General features: G+C 60.3%; 19 protein-coding genes and 1 pseudogene. 10 read left to right on the plus strand and 10 right to left on the minus strand.

Annotated elements, in window-relative coordinates; genetic code table 11:
- Both PUT78_RS23905 and PUT78_RS21020 read left to right on the plus strand, forming a co-directional pair.
- Positions 1 to 95, plus strand: a pseudogene (locus PUT78_RS23905) (IS6 family transposase); the annotation flags it as partial.
- A 102-nt stretch (positions 96 to 197) separates the two neighbouring features.
- A complete protein-coding gene (locus tag PUT78_RS21020; protein ID WP_274354216.1) occupies positions 198 to 410 on the plus strand; it encodes a hypothetical protein in 213 nt (70 codons plus the stop codon).
- 99 nt (positions 411 to 509) lie between these two features.
- On the opposite strand, the gene PUT78_RS21025 is transcribed toward PUT78_RS21020, so the two are convergent.
- The 7 genes from PUT78_RS21025 to PUT78_RS21055 all read right to left on the minus strand — a co-directional run bounded on the left by PUT78_RS21025 (position 510) and on the right by PUT78_RS21055 (position 7,308).
- Positions 510 to 1,244: a GntR family transcriptional regulator gene (locus PUT78_RS21025; RefSeq protein ID WP_274354217.1), complete on the minus strand. Its 735-nt coding sequence runs from the start codon at positions 1,242 to 1,244 to the stop codon at positions 510 to 512.
- Positions 1,241 to 2,128: an N-acetylmuramic acid 6-phosphate etherase gene (locus tag PUT78_RS21030; protein ID WP_274354218.1), complete on the minus strand. Its 888-nt coding sequence runs from the start codon at positions 2,126 to 2,128 to the stop codon at positions 1,241 to 1,243. The genes PUT78_RS21025 and PUT78_RS21030 overlap by 4 nt, the downstream gene beginning before the upstream one ends.
- A gap of 35 nt (positions 2,129 to 2,163) precedes the next feature.
- Complete coding sequence (locus PUT78_RS21035; protein ID WP_274354219.1) at positions 2,164 to 3,165, minus strand: ABC transporter ATP-binding protein; 1,002 nt, start codon at positions 3,163 to 3,165, stop codon at positions 2,164 to 2,166.
- A gap of 20 nt (positions 3,166 to 3,185) precedes the next feature.
- The gene (locus PUT78_RS21040; protein WP_274354220.1) at positions 3,186 to 4,211 is read right to left on the minus strand and encodes a Gfo/Idh/MocA family protein; all 1,026 of its coding nucleotides are present in this window, start codon (positions 4,209 to 4,211) and stop codon (positions 3,186 to 3,188) included.
- Complete coding sequence (locus PUT78_RS21045; RefSeq protein WP_274354221.1) at positions 4,208 to 5,044, minus strand: carbohydrate ABC transporter permease; 837 nt, start codon at positions 5,042 to 5,044, stop codon at positions 4,208 to 4,210. Before PUT78_RS21045 ends, PUT78_RS21040 begins: the two co-directional genes overlap by 4 nt.
- Positions 5,045 to 5,053: 9 nt before the next feature.
- On the minus strand, positions 5,054 to 5,986 hold the full coding sequence (locus tag PUT78_RS21050) for a carbohydrate ABC transporter permease (protein WP_274354222.1): 933 nt from the start codon (positions 5,984 to 5,986) through the stop codon (positions 5,054 to 5,056).
- A 68-nt stretch (positions 5,987 to 6,054) separates the two neighbouring features.
- Positions 6,055 to 7,308 carry an ABC transporter substrate-binding protein gene (locus PUT78_RS21055; RefSeq protein ID WP_274354223.1) on the minus strand — a complete coding sequence of 418 codons (1,254 nt, stop codon included), beginning with the start codon at positions 7,306 to 7,308 and terminating at the stop codon, positions 6,055 to 6,057.
- A 300-nt stretch (positions 7,309 to 7,608) separates the two neighbouring features.
- Here PUT78_RS21055 and PUT78_RS21060 point away from each other — a divergent pair, with 300 nt between their 5' ends.
- The 3 genes from PUT78_RS21060 to PUT78_RS21070 are packed head-to-tail and all read left to right on the plus strand — an operon-like array spanning position 7,609 to position 10,696.
- A complete protein-coding gene (locus tag PUT78_RS21060; RefSeq protein ID WP_274354224.1) occupies positions 7,609 to 8,499 on the plus strand; it encodes a glucosamine kinase nucleotide-binding domain-containing protein in 891 nt (296 codons plus the stop codon).
- Positions 8,496 to 9,518, plus strand: a complete 1,023-nt coding sequence (locus PUT78_RS21065) for an SIS domain-containing protein (protein WP_274354225.1) — start codon at positions 8,496 to 8,498, stop codon at positions 9,516 to 9,518. The genes PUT78_RS21060 and PUT78_RS21065 overlap by 4 nt, the downstream gene beginning before the upstream one ends.
- Positions 9,518 to 10,696 (plus strand): N-acetylglucosamine-6-phosphate deacetylase, encoded by a 1,179-nt coding sequence (locus PUT78_RS21070; protein WP_274354226.1) that lies wholly within the window; start codon positions 9,518 to 9,520, stop codon positions 10,694 to 10,696. The genes PUT78_RS21065 and PUT78_RS21070 overlap by 1 nt, the downstream gene beginning before the upstream one ends.
- 119 nt (positions 10,697 to 10,815) lie before the next feature.
- Here PUT78_RS21070 and PUT78_RS21075 read toward each other — a convergent pair whose 3' ends face one another.
- Positions 10,816 to 11,319 (minus strand): MarR family winged helix-turn-helix transcriptional regulator, encoded by a 504-nt coding sequence (locus tag PUT78_RS21075; RefSeq protein WP_274354227.1) that lies wholly within the window; start codon positions 11,317 to 11,319, stop codon positions 10,816 to 10,818.
- Between the two features lie 95 nt (positions 11,320 to 11,414).
- Between PUT78_RS21075 and PUT78_RS21080 the strand changes: the two genes are divergently transcribed.
- Entirely contained in the window at positions 11,415 to 11,642 is a 228-nt protein-coding gene (locus PUT78_RS21080) for a DUF4287 domain-containing protein (RefSeq protein ID WP_274354228.1), read from the plus strand.
- Between the two features lie 825 nt (positions 11,643 to 12,467).
- Here PUT78_RS21080 and PUT78_RS21085 read toward each other — a convergent pair.
- Positions 12,468 to 13,544: a ParB/RepB/Spo0J family partition protein gene (locus PUT78_RS21085; protein ID WP_274354229.1), complete on the minus strand. Its 1,077-nt coding sequence runs from the start codon at positions 13,542 to 13,544 to the stop codon at positions 12,468 to 12,470.
- Positions 13,541 to 14,845, minus strand: a complete 1,305-nt coding sequence (locus tag PUT78_RS21090; protein WP_274354230.1) for an AAA family ATPase — start codon at positions 14,843 to 14,845, stop codon at positions 13,541 to 13,543. The genes PUT78_RS21085 and PUT78_RS21090 overlap by 4 nt, the downstream gene beginning before the upstream one ends.
- 783 nt (positions 14,846 to 15,628) lie before the next feature.
- Between PUT78_RS21090 and PUT78_RS21095 the strand changes: the two genes are divergently transcribed.
- From PUT78_RS21095 to PUT78_RS21110, 4 genes are all read left to right on the plus strand, one after another.
- A complete protein-coding gene (locus PUT78_RS21095) occupies positions 15,629 to 16,912 on the plus strand; it encodes a replication initiation protein (RefSeq protein ID WP_420793541.1) in 1,284 nt (427 codons plus the stop codon).
- A gap of 128 nt (positions 16,913 to 17,040) precedes the next feature.
- A complete protein-coding gene (locus PUT78_RS21100) occupies positions 17,041 to 17,931 on the plus strand; it encodes a DUF1403 family protein (protein WP_274354231.1) in 891 nt (296 codons plus the stop codon).
- A gap of 1 nt (position 17,932) precedes the next feature.
- The gene (gene scpB, locus PUT78_RS21105; protein WP_274354232.1) at positions 17,933 to 18,565 is read left to right on the plus strand and encodes an SMC-Scp complex subunit ScpB; all 633 of its coding nucleotides are present in this window, start codon (positions 17,933 to 17,935) and stop codon (positions 18,563 to 18,565) included.
- Between the two features lie 31 nt (positions 18,566 to 18,596).
- On the plus strand, positions 18,597 to 19,013 hold the full coding sequence (locus PUT78_RS21110) for a VOC family protein (RefSeq protein WP_274354233.1): 417 nt from the start codon (positions 18,597 to 18,599) through the stop codon (positions 19,011 to 19,013).
- Positions 19,014 to 19,289 lie beyond the last annotated feature (276 nt).

Consider the following 19,289-nt stretch of genomic DNA (forward strand, 5'->3'; position numbering starts at 1 on the left):
TCCGAACCATCAAGCGCGACCATCTGGACCACAAACAGCCAGGAGTCAGAGGCGAGATCGCGTTCATCGATCGCTTGTTCGAAACCGTTGCGTAACCTCAGCATATTTGACGTCACACGGCTCAACGGATTAATGCAACAGTCCCCTATGGCGCGACCACCATTGCCGTCACCAGCCCCAACAGCCGGTTGGCACAGTTGGCAGAAATTCCGATCACATTCGCGATTCCCGAACATCCCGATATTTTCAAACCCACCGCCATCCGGTTTTCACTGTTGATTGTGCTGGACGCGCTGGCATTGTCCGTCGCGCGTGAGCGGCCTGAACTCAGTTCTGAATATCTGCGCCGGGTGCGGGCTTCGCTGACGGCCTATCACGGGCGCACAGTTCCGCTACCACTTGGGGATTAAGCGTCCATCGCGTCATGTGCGGCATGCAAAAGCGGGTGCCCGTTCTGTCAGAAAACATTGTCCCAAACAAACCGGCCGGGCATGCCTGCGACGCGGGTTTCAGATAGCCCGCAATTCGCTGACAAAATCATAGCGGTCCCCGCGATAGGCCGATCTGGTCAGTTCTACTATGGTCCCGTCCGCCAGATAGCCGCGCCGTTCAATCCGCAACACAGCCGCCCCGCTTGGCACACCAAGGTTTTGCGCCTCTTCTTCTGATGCAAGTGAGGCCGTGACCCGCTGAAGCCCTGTGACCGGCTTGTTGCCCACCGCATCAAGGGCTGCATATAGCGAATTATCCACACTGTCATGATCGGGCAGATAGGCTTCAGGCACGATGGCATGTTCCAGCGCCAGCGGCTCGCCATTTGCGGTGCGAATGCGCCTGAACCGTTTGACACGCGCATTCACCGCCAGCCCGAAGGCGATCACTTCATCCGGCGAGGCCGTGTCAGTCGACTTTTCCAGCCAGACCGACCCGGCAATCAGCCCGCGCCGACGCAGATCTTCGGAAAACCCCGCCAACAACGATGAGGGTTGTTCAATCCGGGGCGCGATATAGGTGCCAGACCCGTGTTTGCGCGACAGCACGCCTTCGCGCATCAGAAGGTCAATGGCTTTGCGCACCGTGACGCGCGACACCGCCATGCGTTCGGCAATATCGCGTTCAGACGGCAGCGCGTCGCCCACGGAAAATTCCCCCTGCTGGATCTTCTCGCGCAAAATCGTGGCCAGCCGGACATAGATCGGCGTGTCCTCTGCGCGGGATACAAGCAGTTCGTGGTGCCATGTCATGGTGTGGCCTGTTGCGCCGCGATGGCGTCGCGCAATATGCCGCCTGCACGTTCAAGGGCATCATCGGCACTGTCGGGGGTCGCGCCCATGGCGATCAGCACAGCGGGCTTTACCCGCCAGTCGCATTGGATCAACGCATTTTCTGCCGTGTCGGCGGGCACGTCTGCAATGCGCTGAACCATGGCTTGCGCACGACCCCGCAGCTTGATGTTCTGCGGTCGCATGTCGACCATAAGCCCGTCATGCACATGCCCCAACCGCACCATGATCTGCGTGGAAATCATGTTCAGAACCACCTTTTGTGCCGTGCCTGCCTTCATCCGGGTGGACCCTGCCAGAACTTCGGCGCCGGTTTCGGTGGCGATGGCATGTTCAGCCGCATCCAGCAAAGGCGTGCCGCCATTGCACGCAATCCCGATGGTCAGCGCGCCCGCCGCGCGCGCCGCCGCAATTGCGGCCACCGTGAAGGGGGTGCGCCCGCTTGCGGCAATGCCGATGACAACATCGCGCGCGCCTATCTCTGCGCGCACCACCTGATCGCGGGCATCGTCTGCGTCGTCTTCTGCCCCTTCAATCCCCAGCTGCAGCGCCGCTTCGCCGCCCGCAATCAGATAATGCGTGCGCGCATCAGGCCAGTTGAAGGTCGGACCAAGTTCGGTGCCATCCTGCACGGCGATACGGATTGACGTGCCTGCCCCCGCAAAGACCAGTCGCCCGCCTGCCCGCAGGCGGGGCAATGCCCCCTCGACGATTTCTGCCAGTGCGGGCAAGGCAGGGCCAATGCTGGCAATCGCGGCCATCTGGCTTTCCCAGATGGCGCGCAGGGCGCTCAGGCTGTCCCAGCGGTCCAGCTCACGGTAGCGAGGGTCGGAAAATTCGGTCATGCACAGGGGCCTTTTATATCAGTTCTGCGGGGTTATCACATGCTCAGGCGCTGTCCATCTGCGCCAAAATGGAACGCGCGGGCCATGTCAGGGGTGACGAAGGCACGATCATTGACTTCAGCCGCGTGTTCGCCAAACAGGCGCACGGTAATCAACCCGTGGGGGTCCGCGCGCAGGTATATCAGCGTCTCGCCGCCCAGTTGTTCCACATGGCTGACGCGCCCTTCGATCATGCCCGCGTCACGCGACAGGGCCAGATGTTCGGGGCGAATGCCAAGGCTTTTGCCCGCCACACCCAGCGCGGGCGCATCCAGAAAGTTCATCTTGGGCGAACCTATGAAACCCGCCACGAATTCATTGGCGGGGTTTTTATACAACTCCATCGGTGCGCCAACCTGTTCGATACGACCATCCCGCAACACCACGATACGGTCAGCCAGCGTCATCGCCTCGACCTGATCATGGGTGACATAGATCATGGTTGCGCCCAGTTCGCGGTGCAGGTTCGCAATTTCAATGCGGGTTTGCACGCGAAGCGCTGCATCCAGATTGGACAGCGGTTCGTCAAACAAAAACAGCTTGGGCTTGCGCACGATGGCGCGGCCAATGGCCACGCGCTGGCGCTGCCCGCCCGACAGTTCTGCGGGGCGGCGGTTCAGATAGGATTCCAGATCCAGCATATGTGCTGCGCGTTCCACGGTTTGCGCAATCTGCGCACGCGGCTGGCCCGCCTGTTTCAGCCCCAGCCCCATATTGTCGCGCACGTTAAGATGCGGATAAAGTGCGTAGGACTGGAACACCATCGCAATTTCGCGCTGTGATGGCGGGGTGGTGTTGACCACGGTACCGTCGATCTTCACCTCGCCGGAAGTAATGTCTTCCAGCCCCGCGATCATCCGCAGCAGCGTGGATTTTCCGCACCCGGACGGGCCGACAAAGACACAGAACTCGCCATCATTTACCGCAAGGTCCACTTCGCGGATGACATCGACCGTGCCGAAGGACTTGCAGACTTTATCAAGTGTCAGATTGCCCATCAGGCCCTCCCCTTTTTTGGTTATGCGATACGCACGGTCTGGCCCGTGCGCACGCTTTCATCTGCGGCCAGACATACGCCGACGGAACGCACGGCATCATTGACATGGCGCGACATGTCGTGATCGTCCAATATGGCGCGCGCCATGGCGGCAGCCTGCAGGTCGCACAGGCCCTGATGGCCCGGACTATCTGCGAATGTCCTGACCGTCTCATTCTGCCCTGTCGGTGCAAGGATCAGATGGTCGGCGGCAGTGTGCCCTTCGACATCGGATGATCCCACCCCTTGGGGCGCGCGCAGCGACACGGCCCCTTGGGGCGAAATCACGTCTTTCACGAAATGGGCTGTTTCCGACATCATCGGGCCCCAGCCCGCTTCATACCACCCGCAGGATCCGTCTGCGAAAATCACCTGAAAATGCCCGTAATTATACATATCGGGCGCAATTTCATCGGACAGGCGCAGGCCCATGCCGCGCACTTCCACAGGGGCGGCATCCGTGATCTGGCACATGACATCGACATAATGCACGCCACAATCCACAATGGGCGGGGTCGATTGCATCAATGCCTTGTGAATGTCCCATGCGGGACCAGCGGACCGCTGGTTCAGGTTCAGGCGAAACACATAGGGCGGCCCCATGGCACGCGCCGCCGCAATCAGCGCAACCCATGTCGGATGATGGCGCAGGATATGGCCCACCATCAGCTTGCGACCGGTACGCGCGGCGGTATCGGCCACGGCCTGACAATCTGCCACGGTGGTCGCCAGCGGTTTTTCAACAAACACATGCGCGCCAGCGTCCATGGCCTTGATCGCAAGTGCTGCATGACTGTCGGAATAGGTGGCGATTGCCACCATATCCGGCTTCAGCCGTGCAAGGGCTGCATCGAAATCGCGGTCAATGTCCAGATGCGCCAGCGCGTCAGGCAGTGCCACGTCAGACCGGTTGACCAGCCCCACGACCTGAAATTCGGGCAGACTGGCATAGGCCATTGCATGGCTCTGGCCCATCTGGCCAAGCCCCACAACCAGAACACGGATCATTTCACCGCCCCCTTGGTAATACCGCGGATCAACTGGCGCGAGAAGATCAGGTAAAGCACTATCACCGGGAAGATCGCCAGCGTCAGTGCCGCCAGCACCGCGTTCCAGTTGGTGACATACTGGCCAAGAAAAATCTGGCTTCCCAGCGTCAGCGTCTTGGTGGATTCCCCCGGTGCAAGGATCAGCGGGAACCACAGGTCATTCCATATGGGGATCATGGTGAACACGGCCACTGTCGCAAGTGCGGGGCGCACCAGCGGCAACGCGATGGTAAAGAAGATGCGATACTCGCTTAGCCCGTCAATACGCGCGGCATTCTTCAGATCATCCGACACCTGCCGCATGAACTCTGACAGGATGAACACTGCCAGCGGCAGACCCTGCGCTGTGTAGACAAGGACCAACGCCGTCAGCGTGTTGACCAGATTTGCCGCAACCATGATTTCCAGGATCGCCACAGTACCCAGACGAATGGGAATCATGATGCCAAGCGCCAGATAGAGCGCCATCAGCAGATTGCCGCGAAAGCGGTATTCAGCCAGCGCAAAAGCCGCCATCGCCCCGAACAACAGCACGAAAAACAGCGAGGCAACAGTCACAACCATGGAATTCTGGAAATACAGCAGGAAATTGCCCTGCTCCAGCACAGTATGAAAGCCAACCAGATCAAATGTTTCGCGCGTGGGCAGCGACAGCGGGTCATTGAAGATGGCGCGGCGCGACTTCATCGAATTGATGACGATCAGCAGCACCGGATAAAGTGCCAGAATTGTATAGGCAATCAGGATCGCATGGGCGAAGGAGCTGCGTAGGATATTGGCGCGTGCAGACATGATGACCCCCTAGAACTGGTAGCGGCGCAGCCGCGTCTGAACGCCGAACAGATACAGCGACACACCCGCCAGAATGATGAAAAACATCACTGTTGCCACGGTCGCACCCATATGCGGATCGCCCAGTTGCAACTGAAAGCCGAAGAAGGTGCGGAACAGGAAACTGCCCAGAATGTCGGTTGCGTAATTTGGCCCGGCAAGCGCCCCTTGGGTGACATAGATCAGGTCAAACGCGTTAAAATTGCCCACGAAAGTCAGGATAGATATGATGCCGATCGTGGGCAGGATCAGCGGCAGCTTGATTTTCCAGAACTGCGAGGCGCCGGTAATGCCATCCATTTCGGCGGCTTCCAGCACTTCATCCGGGATGGACAGCAATGCCGCATAGATCAGCATCAACGGGATGCCCACGAACTGCCAGACAGAAATCAGCGCCAGCGTGGTCAGGGCGGACCGTTCCAACCCCAGCCATGGCGCGAACCAGTTGCCAATGCCAAGCGTGTCCATGAATGTGGGTGCAACCCCCCAAAGCGGGGACAGGATCAGCTTCCACACAAACCCCACAATCACGAAACTCAGGATAGCGGGAATGAATATTGCTGTCCGATAGAAGGCCGCAAACCGAAGGCGCGGCGATGAAAGGATCGCGGCCAGCGCAATGCCGATGGGGTTTTGCACCAGCATATGAATGATGAAAAACCACAGGTTGTTCCATGTTGCGTTCCAGAACGCCCCCGACCAACGCGGATCACCGAACAGCGTGGCAAAATTGGCAAGCCCGTTGAATTCGCGCGTTCCCCCTTCGCCGCGCGTGAACAGCGACAGGTTCAGCGTGCCAAACAGCGGGATGATCATGATCGCGGTATAGATCAGAACAGCGGGCGCCAGAAACACTGCAATATGCCAGCGGATCGGGCGACGCGGGGTGCGGGCAGTGGGCATGGAACCCTCCGGTATGGTCAGGAATGCGGGGTGCGGCCCCGGGTCAGGTACGGGGCCGCGTTTTGCGCTTATTGATGCGGTTCATACCAGGATGACAGGCCCGATTGCAGCGCCTCGCCTGCTTCTTCCGGTGTCCATGTGCCGCGCATCACGTTGGCCGCAGCTGTCCAGCTTTCGTTCGACAGGTTCGGCGTGCCGCGTGATACAATCTGGTGAAAGGGCCGGATGGTGCTTTCACATTGCTCGCGCCAGCCGAGGAATTCCTGCGCCAGCGGGTCTTCCAGTGTCACCTCGGCCGATGACAGCGGGAAGAAGCCGGGAACCGCATTGGCAAAGAGGTTGGCAAATTCGTCACTGCTCAGCCATTCCAGAAAGATGCGGCCCGCTTCCTGATTGGGGGATGCTGCATTCAGGCCAATGCCCATATCGGTATGGTCGGAAATGAAGCACCCGTCCGTCCCCGCGGGGACAGGTGGCGGGAATGCGCCCATTTCGAAATCGGCCTGTTCGCGGAAGCCCGCGATTTCCCACGACCCCGCCGGATAGATTGCCGCGCGCCCCAATGTAAACAGGTTCTGGCTGTCAGGATAACTTTGCGATTCAAACCCGCGCCCCAGATACGTCGACCAGCGCGCCAACTGGCGGAAAGGTTCCACCCATGCATCATCAGTCAGGCGGCTTTCACCGGCGATCAGCGCGGCACGTCCGTCTTCGCCGTTCCAGAAATTCACCCCGATATTGGCATAACCCATGGTCGCAGCTTCCCATTGGTCATTGATGCCCATGGCCATAGGGATATAGCTGCCATCCGCTTCAATTGCGTCCAGAACGGCAAAGAATTCATCTTCGGTGGTAGGCACTTCAAGGCCGAGTTCGGCGAATATTTCGGCGTTATAGATGAATCCGTGAATCACCGATGCCACAGGCACACAAAAGGTCTGAGCGCCATCATCGGTGGACCAGGCCGAGCGTGCGACATCGGAATAATTGGCCATACCGTCCAGATCCGTCAGATCGGCCAGTTGGCCACGCTCGAACAATTGCAGCGATGCGTCAAAGGCCCGGCAGGTGATGATATCGCCGGCAGTGCCCGCATCCAGTTTTGAATTCAGCGCGGAATTGTATTGCGCGGGTGCCATCGGCTGGAAATCCAGGCTGATGCCGTCATGCGCGGCTTCAAAAGCCGGAATGATCTGGTTGCGCCAGATGGTGATGTCGTCATTGCGCCAGCTTTCGATGGTCAGCGTGACATCCTGCGCAACTGTGCCCGTTGCACATAGGGCAATTGCAGTTGTCAGGATCAGGGTTTTGCGGGTGGTCATGGCAGTCCTCCTTGTTGTAGCGGGGCCAGCATGCCGGACCAGTGATCCGTTTCTTTTGGCTTCCCCCGCCGTATATAGGACCAAAAGAATACCATTTGTCTAGAAAATTCGACAGCATGATTGTGAAAATAGCCCCGGAACATCCATCACAAACACAAAAAATCAGCATTTACATGCGTTAAAGTGGCGATCCTAACCTAATAATAATGCATCTGCATGGGTCTGGTGACTTCGGTGTACGTAAGAAACCACTTTCCATATGGTATTCTTTTGGTATTATTGCCATCAAAGGGGACGGGAATGCGTATCTTCATTGGACTGGATGGTGGCGGCACAGGATGCCGCGCGCAGGCAGAGCTGGAAGACGGACGCCGCACGCCGGTCGTGACCGGTGGCGCGGCCAATGTGTTCAGCAACCCCGATGGGGCCCAACGTGAAATTGCGGCGACTTTGGCGCAGGCACTTGCCCATGCACAGGCCCTGCTGCCCGATGGCGCCGCCACACAGACACGGATTGTGCTGGGGCTGGCAGGGGCAAGCGAATCGGGCGCGGCGCAACGCTTGCAGCACGCACTGCCCTATCCGCAGGTTTCCGTCATGGGTGATATCGACATTTCGCTGAAGGGCGCTTTCCAGCAGGATGATGGCATTGTGCTGGCGGTTGGCACCGGATCGGTGCTGGCACGTCAGCGCAAGGGGCAGATGCAACGTCTGGGGGGGTATGGTTTCGTGCTGGGTGATGAAGGCAGCGGCGCATGGATCGGGCGCGAAGCGCTGCGGCTTTGCCTGCATGCGCGCGACGGGTTCGGGCAGGACGGCCCCCTTCTTCAGGCCATCTGGCAACAGCTTGGCCCGCTGCCGCAGATCATAGGGTTTGCGGGTCGTGCGCGCCCTGCGGATTACGCGGCACTCGCGCCGCTTGTGCTGCAACATGACCGCGCGCAATGCCCCGTCGCAGGGAATATACTGGATCGGGGCTGCGCCTATTTGCAGCGCGCCATCAGTCACTTGCAGGCAGGCGACCGGGATATGCCGGTGGCCCCCACAGGCGGGCTTGGGCCCGTGCTACTTGACCGGATCATGGCGCAGGGCGGTGCATATCTGCACCGCGCAGCACCCAAAGGAACCGCACTTGATGGCGCTATCTGGCAAGCACGCCACGGCGCAAGACATAAGGAAACATCTTCATGACCCAGACCTTCATGGCACAGGAAATCGCGGAAATACCGTCCAGTGTAGCGGCCTGCCTGAGCCAGAATGCCGAAAGCCTGGGCACCATCGCCGACAGGCTGCGCCAGTTCGATCCGCAACTGGTTATCACTGTGGCGCGCGGGTCGTCAGACCATGCGGCAAGCTATTTCAAATACGCTTGTGAAATTCTGTCGGGCATTCCCGTGGCGTCCGTCGGGCCATCGGTCGCGTCGGTCTATAACGCAAAGCTGCGGTTGCCGCGGACACTGGGGTTGGCGATTTCGCAATCCGGCCAAAGCCCCGATATCGTGGCGATGACACGTGCCGCGCACGCATCCGACGCGATAACTGTGGCGCTTACCAATAACCCCGACAGCAATCTTGCGCGCGAAAGCAGCTATTGCCTGCCCCTGCATTGCGGCCCTGAACGCAGTGTTGCAGCGACAAAAAGTTTCGTCACCTCGGTGGTGGGCGGGTTGGCACTTCTTGCGGCATGGCAGGACGACAGCGATTTGTCGCACGCGCTTGCAGCCCTGCCGGAGGCCTGCGCGCAGGCGCTTGGCTGCGATTGGGGCGCGCTGTCGGACAGGCTGGTGCGAGCGCCTGCCCTGTTTGTGCTGGGGCGGGGCGCAGGCTATGCCATCGCCAGCGAGATGGCACTGAAATTCAAGGAAACCTCGGCCATTCATGCCGAAGCCTATTCGGCGGCCGAAGTGCTGCATGGCCCTGCCGCATTGGTGGAACGCGGCTTTCCGGTGCTGGGGATGATCTGCGAAGATGCGGCGCGCGAAAATTTCGCCGCCACTGCCCAGAAGCTGCACCAGCAGGGCGCGGATGTGTTTGTGACCGCTGATCTGCCGGATCTGGTGGCGCTGCCTGCCCCGCCGCCGCTGCACCCGCTGGTCGATCCGTTGTTGCGGGTGGTGTCCTTCTATGCATTCATTGAAGGATTGGCGCGCAGACGCGGGCTGGCACCCGACACACCGCGCCACTTGCGCAAAGTAACCGAGACTGTCTGATGATGCAGGTTCTGAAAGCTGCCCATGTCTTTGACGGCACGCGGATGCATGCCAATGCGGCCGTCAGCCTGTCGGCACAGGGGCGCATTCTGGGCCTGCACGCAGAAGGGGACGTCCTGCCTGCGCCCGCGCGGGATCTGGGCATGGGCATTCTGGCCCCCGGCCTGGTGGATTTGCAGGTCAATGGCGGGGGCGGTGTCATGGTCGGCGCGGGCACTGATTGCGCGCAGCTGGCGCGCATCTGTGCGGCCCATGCGCGGCTGGGGGCCTGCGCCATCCTGCCCACCCTGATCACCGACACCCCTGATGTGACACGACAGGTGATTGCCGCGGGGATGGACGCCGCGCGCGACAGTGTGGCGGGATTTGCCGGCCTGCATCTGGAAGGGCCGCATCTGGACCCCGCGCGCAAGGGCGCGCATGACGCGGGCCTGATACGCCCCATGGATGAAGCCGATCTGGCACTGCTGTGCGATGCGGCGCAGGCACTTCCCGCGCTGATGGTCACCCTGGCGCCGGAAGGTGCCACGCTGCACCAGATCGCCGCGCTGGCCGAAGCTGGTGCGATCATCAGCCTTGGGCATTCGGGTTGCGACAGCGCAGCCGCGCTGGCCGCGCACAGGGCAGGCGCGCGCAGCGTGACGCATTTGTATAACGCCATGGGCGCACTGCAAAACCGCGCGCCCGGTCTGGTGGGCGCGGCACTGACCAGCCCGCTTGTGGCTGGCATAATCGCCGATGGCGTGCATGTCGCGCCTGAATGCATGGCTGTGGCACTACAGATGAAAGCCCCGGACGGGCTGTATCTGGTCAGCGATTCCATGGGCTTTGCAGGTACTGATCTGCGCGAAATCACCCTTGGGGGGCGGCGTATCCTGCGCGCGGGAGGCCGGTTGACGCTGGCTGATGGCACATTGGCCGGGGCCGATATTTCCCTGCCGCAATCGCTGGCCTGTCTCGCGGGTCTGGGCGTTGGCGCAGAACGCGCGCTGGCTATGGCCAGCCGCATCCCCGCTGACCTGATTGGCGCCACGGATCGCGGGCGCATCGCACCGGGCGCGCGTGGCGATCTGGTTTTTCTGTCACCCGACTGGACCTTGCGCGCGATCTGGCAGGCAGGGCGCAATGTGCCATTTGCGGAAGATGTGGTAACCCCACGCGCCGGGGCAAGGGGGTGATGTGCCCCGCGCGGCCGCCTTTGTCCTCCGCGTTCAGATCAATCTGCGGAAACAGGCAGCACACGTGGACCGGCCTCTGACTTCGGGTGAAGATCGTGTGCATAGGGCGGCTGCCGCTCTCACAGCCCCCTGGCTTCGAGCGAAAGGGCGAGCTTGCGAAGCAACGCAGCAAGGGTTTCCTTTTCTTCCGCCGACAACCCGCCCAGCAGCTCCGCTTCAATGCGCATATCCTCGACAATCGCCGCGCTTGCCTTTTGCTGCCCCTCGGACGTCAGCGCCACAAGTATGCTTCGCCCGTCCATGGGGTCTGGTATCCGCACCACAAGCCCGCGCTTTTCCAGGCGGGCAAGTCGCGCGGTCAACCCGCCCGAGGTGATCATCAGCCAGCGAAACAGTTCCGTCGGGCGCAGTTGATAAGGCGGGCCCGCGCGCAGCAGGGTCGAAAGCACGTCGAAATCGCCAGTGTCCAGGCCGAAACGGTCAAAGACCTTCTCGATTTCCGTGCGCACACCAAGTGTGATTACGCGGGCGCGCCCGAAGATGGCCATTCCGGTTGTATCCATCTCGGGCCGTTCGCTGGCCCACTGCCTGCGCCGCAGGCCCACACGATCAAGTTGGTCCACTGCCACCCCCGTTATCTTGACAAAAAGATAGATATCTTTACTGTAAGATAAACCGAAGTTCCACCGGTCGCAACCATCCATGACGGAGACAACCAATGCCAGACCGCCCCGCCAAAGGGCCCGCCTCCTATTTTCCTTCAATCGAAAAAACCTACGGCCGCGCGGTCGAGGAATGGTTTGCCCTGATCCGTGCGCAGCCCGAGCAGAAGCATATGGCGCTTGTTTCCTGGCTGAAGGAAGCACATGGCCTTGGCCACGGGCATGCCAATGCGCTCGTGGCGCATGTGCAGGCAACGGACAAACGTGAAGCGAAAAAGACATAAATGCGATTGCGGGATCTTTGCCGGCCCTCCCGACATGGAAATGCGGCCAGCCCGCACAGACGCATCAGACCGGCAGCATGAATCCGTGCAGCGCCTGCCTTCTTGGCCCCTTGTCGCTATGGGCCGCGCCCCCAGCCAGATCCGCAGCATCATTTGTTGCATCGGTGCCGCGCAGCCGCCGCAGCACCCGGACGGAATTGCATAGTCAGATCAGGTTTTCCATTGATTCCGGCGGCAGGCCCGGCATCCGGAATACTGCGGGAATTATCATACGGAACTTTAACTTATCAATTTATATGTGCAAAATATGGCAATTTTGCAAACCACTGCGGCATATCCCTCTCAGGTGCCCACACGCTTTATCTGACACCCCTGCGCAGCGCCCTGTGATTTGCCGCTGATCGCTTGTGATTCATGAACGCCATGGGGAATCAGATACGCGGCATCAGGGAACCCGCCCCATGCATTCACCCGCAAACAGCCCCGTTACCACACCCCTGATCGGACATGCCCGCATATAGACCGATCGGCCCCCCCTGCCCCGGTCGCAGGCCTTGAACCTGCGCATCCGTTTGGAACATGCGCCCGGGCGCAGCTGCGCAGGACCGGTGTTCGGGCGCGTTGCAGCGGTGTCCCCGCGGGGACAGTTCACATTTCAGGTGTTGGGAATGGCCGCTGCGTTCTAACGCACCCGCTGTGGGCGGTCACACTGGCAGCTGTTATCGGTGGCAATATTGCCTGACCTGCCGGGTCAGGCAGTTTCCATCCTATTACCCGACAGCCGGGCATGACCACGCCCGGCGCGGAAGACGGCGGCTTATCTGGTCATTCATCCAGCGCCGACAGGAAGGCGGTCACGGCACGTTCCAGCCTGCTGCGGTCTATCGCGGTAAAATCACGCGGCAAGCGCAGCTCTATCCGCCCTTCCGACGCGCTGAGCTGCGCCATTTCGGCCCCATGCGCGACCCGCAGCGTGGTTTTGGCGCCCGGTTTGCGCGCAGGGCTTACCGTGTCCCCCTGCCCCGCACCCACCGCGCTTTCGGCATATTCGCGCAGGATGTCCAGTTCCCGCTCAGCGCTGCGCGTTGGTTCCGTCGCCAGACGCGCGCGCAATCGCGCTGCCGTTTCGGGTTCGCGATCAATGCGTTTCCAGACAGCCAGACCAAGTGCGCGCGGAATTTCCGGCGCATACAGCAGGCTTTCGCCCAGGGCATCCAGCATCCGGGCGAAATTGCGGATATAGATGCGCTTTTGCCGGTTGGCCGAGGCGTAGAGCGTGGCAATTGTGGTATCAAGCCCCGTGGCCGGGGTGTCCGGGTCGGCCGTATAAGCGCGGGCCAGTTCGGCCATTTCAGCGAAAGACACATCCCGGCGGATCATGTTTTCATCGACCATGCGTCGATACAGCCCTTCCATCGACCCGTCTGCCGGCACCAGCCCAGCAGGAATGCGCCCCCAGCTTTCGGTGTCGCCGGTTTCGGCCAGCAGTTCCAGATACGCGGACAGCCGCCGATAGCCCTGCACCAGATCAAACCCATCATCACGCGCCACAACACGGATGGGGTTCGACAGGCCGATGGCGCGGATCGATTCCTTCAGTTCATCCAGTTCATCATCCCGCCCGATGGCGCGATCCCGCGTCAGGGCCTGCGCTCGGATATCGTCCAGCGGGATCATGTCAACAACCACACCCAGCTTTTTCAGCCGGACAAATTCATGTGCCAAGGCATCATTTTCGGCCCGGATTTGCGCTTCTACTTCTGCGCGGTCGCGCAAGGCTTCGGCATTTTCTGAAATTGCTGCCGCCATCGGGCTGCGGCGGCTGGCGGTTTCTGTCCCCGCGGGGACAGGTTCGATTGCGTCATCAGGAAAGCCGATATCGAAAACGCGGCGCTTGCTCATGGCTGATCCTCCAGCTTGGCCCATGCGTTCAGGGCGTGGGTGCGAAATTCCCCGTAGGCGCGGTCAAAAGACCCACGCGCGCGCCGCCAGGTTTCGCGCGTCATCTGGCGGTAATCAATCTCATAGATCGAAGACAGGAAACGCCCCGACTGTTCCACCGCGCGGGTAAGTTCAATCGGATGCTCGGCCATTCTATCGCCAAATACCTTTCCAAAAGCTGTCTCCATCGCACGGTGCAAATCATTGTTCGGTTCAAACCGTGTCAACAGGAACCGGACATCCAGAAATTCCTTCGGCAAACGTGCTGTCCCCGCGGGGACAGTTGCGCCGAAACGCCCCAGATCTTCCAGCGCTTCGGCCAATTGCCCGATGAAACTGGTGGTGGAATCATATTCCCAATAGCCGGGGCCAGAAGGGATATAGAGCATGTCCGCCGCGAAAACCGCGTTCATGGACTGATAGCCAATGGCAGGCGGGCAGTCGAACAGGATCAGGTCATAGCTGTCGCGCGGCAGTGAATCGAGGAACCGCGAAACCGCTGCGAAGAACGACCATTCGGGGTTTAGATGGCGGTATTGCGCGCTGGCGAATTCAACAAACGCGGCATTCGCGCAAGACGGGATGATGTCGATTGTCGGCCAGCATGTCGGCTTGATGAAATCGGCAAGGCGCAGATCCGCAAGCCCCATTTCAGTGATCGCGGCAGGCAGGCCACGCTGGGGCAGGGCGGACCCGCTTTCTGCGCCGCGCAGGGAGCTGTTCATGCGCTCCGTCTCCTGGATCAGATCGCGCGCCATGATCCCCCAGACGGTGTATTCTTCGGCCACGTCAGACAGGCCCATGGAATGCGACAGGGTTGCCTGCGGATCGAAATCAACCGTCAGAACGCGGTAGCCATCCAGCGCGGCGGCATGGGCGAAATGCAGCGCAACGGTGGATTTCCCGGCCCCGCCCTTGAAATTGGCAATCGCCACGCGCAAGGCACGCTTGCCCTGCGGGCGCGGTGCCATAAGTGATTTACGGCCAATCCGAAGGCGGCGGCGCAACTCGTTGATTTCTTCCAGCGAGAACCAGCGCTGGCGACCATCTTCTTCGACCAGCCCCTGGGGCAGGGACGGATCAGCCGCCAGTTTGCCACGCAGCGTCGACTGGTTTACCTGCAGGATAAGTTCGGACAGTTCCCAGCTGGAAAAGCGGCGCAATGTCTTTTCATGTTCGGGGGAATAGGTCTGTCGGCGGATCCAGTTCTGCATACGCAGGGATTGCGCCTGCAGATCGGCGAGGTCTTGATGTGTGAACATGCTGGCCTGTCATCTGTAAGTTGCGGTGGAACGTTGATCGTTGTTTTCCGTCAGACTACGCCGAAAACACCCGGACGCCAATCATCTTTCTTTGGGAATTTACGCCTTGTCCCCGCGGGGACAGCCGGGATCAGCGCCTGTGCAACACGCAAATCCGGGCATTTCGCGATTTCAGCGGATCAGGAATTCACCATGTTGGTAATTTCTGGAAAATCAGGAACAGAAGAAAAACACACGGACATCGCAGGATATAAAGATTGTAAGAGTTATAAGAATCTTTAAGACTCTTTACGTATAAATAAACATTTATATACAATGTCTTACATAAGTTTTGGTACCTGAATACAGGACCAATGGCACCTGTTTACGGGATCAATGGTACCCGTTTGCAGGTATAAAGGAACCCGTTTGCAGGACCTTGGGCACCCGTTTACAGGGGAGCGTATAGGCCCTGTTCCTGACCAATATGCACCTGAAATGTCGCGTTTATGACCCCGCGCGCCGACAGTTTCACGCCGATTCGGTGTTGATTCGTAGTCTTGCCCGAAAAGCGCCCGGAAGTAAGGCAGGCATATGGACCTTGCCCCGGTGTTTTCGGAAAGACGCCTTGTATCGCAGTCTAAAGGAACCCGTTTGCAGGATGAAACCGCCGATTCTTCCTTATGGAACCTATTGCTTCCTTGATCATGGGTTCCTTTGGCGGCATGTTTGATGCACAAACAGCGCAGGGAATCGCGGCAGGCAAAACCGATGTAATCGGAAAGCAGCAGGGGCAGGGCGGCAATGCCGGAAGTTCGGAAACAGGTGACAAAGGCCCGCGAAAAAGACGCGATGGCCAAAGCCGCGGTCAAGAAGAACGTGGCGGCGATCCATGTGTCGGGCAAGCTGACCTTGCTGCAGCGCAAGATGTCGAATGTCCTGTTGCTCAATGCTTATGATCATCTGATCACCCGTCAGAAACACAGCATCGACGCCCGCACGCTCTGCCTGATGATCGGCTATAATTCCAATGATATGGAAACCCTGAAGGATGCGTTGCGCTCGCTGGCGGAAACGCTGGCCGAATGGGATATGCTGAACGAACAGGGCGAACAGGAATGGGGCGTGTCAGCGCTGTTGGCCTATGCCCGGCTGCGCGGCGGGGTCTGTGAATATTCCTACTCCCCTGCGCTGGCCGAAAAACTGCACGACCCCAAGGTCTTTGCGCTGATAAACCTGAATATTCAGCGCCGGTTTACAAGCGGCCATGCGCTGGCGCTTTATGAGAATTGCTTCAGGTTCATCCGCACCGGTTCCACCGGGTGGTGGCCGATTGAACTGTTCCGCAGGCTGATGGGGGTGGATGGCAGCACCTATTACGAAAGCTTCAAGCAACTGAATGCCAAGATAATCAAGCCCGCAGTTACTGAAGTGAACAAGAATTCCGACATCATCCTGACACCGGAATTCCGCCGGAAGGGCAGGGCGGTCAGTGAAATCCGCTTTCTGATCCGCGAGAACCCGCAACTGGCAATGTTCGACATCGATGACGGCGAAGGGATGCGCAGCAGCGCTATTTACAAACGGCTGATAAGTATGGGCGTGTCAGACCGTCTGGCGCGGCAATGGATTTCCGAACATGGCGAAGATCATGTGCGCGGCAAGCTTGACTACGTAGAAGGGCAGGGGGGGGTGAAAAGCCCTGTACGCTATCTGGCGGCCGCATTGCGCGATGACTATGCGGCGCAAGACACGGACGATGCCGCGCCGCCCAGCCCGGAAGCGGTTGCCAATGCCGCGCGCCGCGCACAGGAAGCCGCACAGGCCCGCGATGCAGCGGCACAACGCGAGGCAGAGGTCGCACAGGCCCGTCGCGTGCGCGCCGCGCGGCTTGCGAAGGTGCGCGCCGTCGCTGAATCGCGTGATCCCGAAACGCAGCGCCGCGACCAACAGCTTTTCCTGTCGCGGCTGGATGCGGAACTGGAACGCGCGGATTTCGCCCGTCAGGGCTGGTCCAGCGCATTGAATGCGCGGGCAATCTTCGCCTTCTGGGAAGAAATTATGCCGGATATTTTTTCGGATATATGAGGGTGTGGCGGAACCGGTGTCACGCGGACCTTGGGTCGCGCCTGCGGCACGTGCCAACCACCGGGACGCGCGGCGGTTAGGGTGATATTTCGTGGCCAGAACCGCCGCTTTGGGTTAAGCTGTGGCGTATGACCTACCCCCTGTTTCATGACCCCGTGCCGGATGTGACACCGCAGCGGTTGCCCGACTGGCTGGTGCGAATGCCCGCCGGAACGCTGGAAGATGCCGCCATCTGTTCAGGCGCAGCGCTGGCCATGCTGCATATGGTGCGCGCGCGCCCGGATTTGCCGGATGCGCTGTGGCGGGCGCGGCTGGCGCTGACGGCGGCTGCGCATTGCGCAAATCTGGCCGGGCGGCGGGAGAATGAAGCCGCGCTTCGCGATGAAACCTGCCTGTTGCGCCCCGGCGACCAGCCCGGACCTGCGGGCGCGATCGCGCTGGTCTGGCAGAATGTGATCGCGCGGCCCTTGTCGCAATCGCGCCTGCAACGCGCCTTGCCGGGGCTGGATGCGGCGCAGCTTCGCGCATGGGCCGCGCCGGGTGCCGGCAATCCGGTCGCGCAGGCTGCGCAGATGATCGAGATGGTTTTGAGCGATGCCCCCCGCGATGAACTGACCGCACTGATCCTTGCCGATGCGGCCCTTGCCCGCGCTTTGGGATGGGATCATCTGATCCCGCTTCTGGGGGCGGGGATGCCGCGCCGCGATCTGACGGCGCGCGGTGATGCGCTGCGTCTTGCCTGTCATCAGGCGCTGATCAGATCAATCCGCAGGGCGTTGCCGCTGGCCGCCGGATTGTCCCACAGCGCCGCGCGCCTGAAGGCTGTCGCCCCAAAGCTGCGCGCCAAGGCCGCCCCCCGCGCGATAGAGCTGTTCCTGACCCGCGATGCGACAGCGCCCGCGCAGCTGACGGGGGCCATGTCAGACCGCGCGGCCCGGCGGCTGTGTGACCGGCTGGTGGCGCTTGGTGCCCTGCGCGAACTGACCGGGCGCGACACATTCCGGCTTTTCGGACTCTGACATGGCGAAGGGCAGAGCGGATACGGAATTTGACCGGGAACTGGCGGATTTACCGCCGGCCTTGCGCTGGCGTGAATGGCTGTGCCGGATCGAAGCTGTGCTTTTTGCCTCTGCCGCGCCCGTCGCGCGTGCGGATCTGGCGCGTGTGGTGGGGCAGGGGGCATCGGTTGATCTGCTGATCGCGGATCTGGCGCTTGATCTGGCTGACCGCCCCTACATGGTTGCGCAGGTCGGTAGCGGCTGGATACTGCGCACAAAGCCCGGCTATGCGGGCGCAATCCGCGCGGCGGCGGATGTGGGCACGCAATCGCTGGACCTGGGGGAATTTGATATCGCGGTGCTGGCGGCCATTGCCTATCATCAGCCGGTCACACGCGATGGCCTGAAGGATATCTTCGGCAAGGATATCAGCCGCGATCTGATCGGGCGGCTTGTCGCGCGCGGGTTGATTGCCACGGGTCCGCGCGAACCGCGTCGCGGGGCGCCCTATACATTCGTCACGACCGCGCAGTTCCTTGTGGCCTTTGATCTGCAAAGCCTTGCTGATCTTCCTGATTCAGAGCAACTGGCAGATACCGGTTTGATGCCGGGTCAGGACGGGAATTCCGGCAGCGATGCGGCGCGCAGTGCGTGACGCCGCGACAAGATGCAGAGGGGCCTCGATAGTGAAGAAGCAATCAATGCCTGGAATTGGCTATACAATGGTCGGGACCACCGACCTTTCACGCGCACTGGCATTTTATGATCCACTTTTCGCGGCGATGGGTTTGGATCAGTGCTGGCGAGATGATAGTTCGGCTTCCTGGGGCAAGGCCGAAGACGAGAGTTTTCCCCGCTTTTTTACCGGCTATCCTTTCGATGGCGGAAAGGCCGGTGTTGGCAATGGAGCCATGACAGCCTTCTTGTGCGCGCCTGATCTTGTTGATCAACTTCATGCGTTGGCGCTGCGGAATGGGGGGACAAGCGAAGGTACGCCGGGCCGACGCCCTCAGTATGGCGACGGGTTCTATGGTGCGTATGTCCGCGATCCGGACGGAAATAAGCTGGCATTTGTCTGCTATGACGCGCCATCGACCCGCTGATCAAAGTTTAACTGCCGCCATCTGACGTATATGTTCAGGCGTGACGGTTCGCCGGGCGGGGCGACCGGCATATGCATTGGTCCATATAGCGAATAACTGGCGCGCTGGTATCTTCTCAGCGCAAGTCCACAGCAGCTTCTGACGTCCGCAGCGTCGTGTCGCCTGTCGATGGTTGATCATCAACTTCTGATATCTCGCTGCGGATCCAGTCCAGAAACTTCAGCAATGGCGGGGAAGGTGGCGTGCCTTTGGGCCATGTCAGATAATAGCTTTCGC

This window comes from Roseinatronobacter alkalisoli (genome assembly GCF_028745735.1).
GTDB lineage: Bacteria > Pseudomonadota > Alphaproteobacteria > Rhodobacterales > Rhodobacteraceae > Roseinatronobacter > Roseinatronobacter alkalisoli.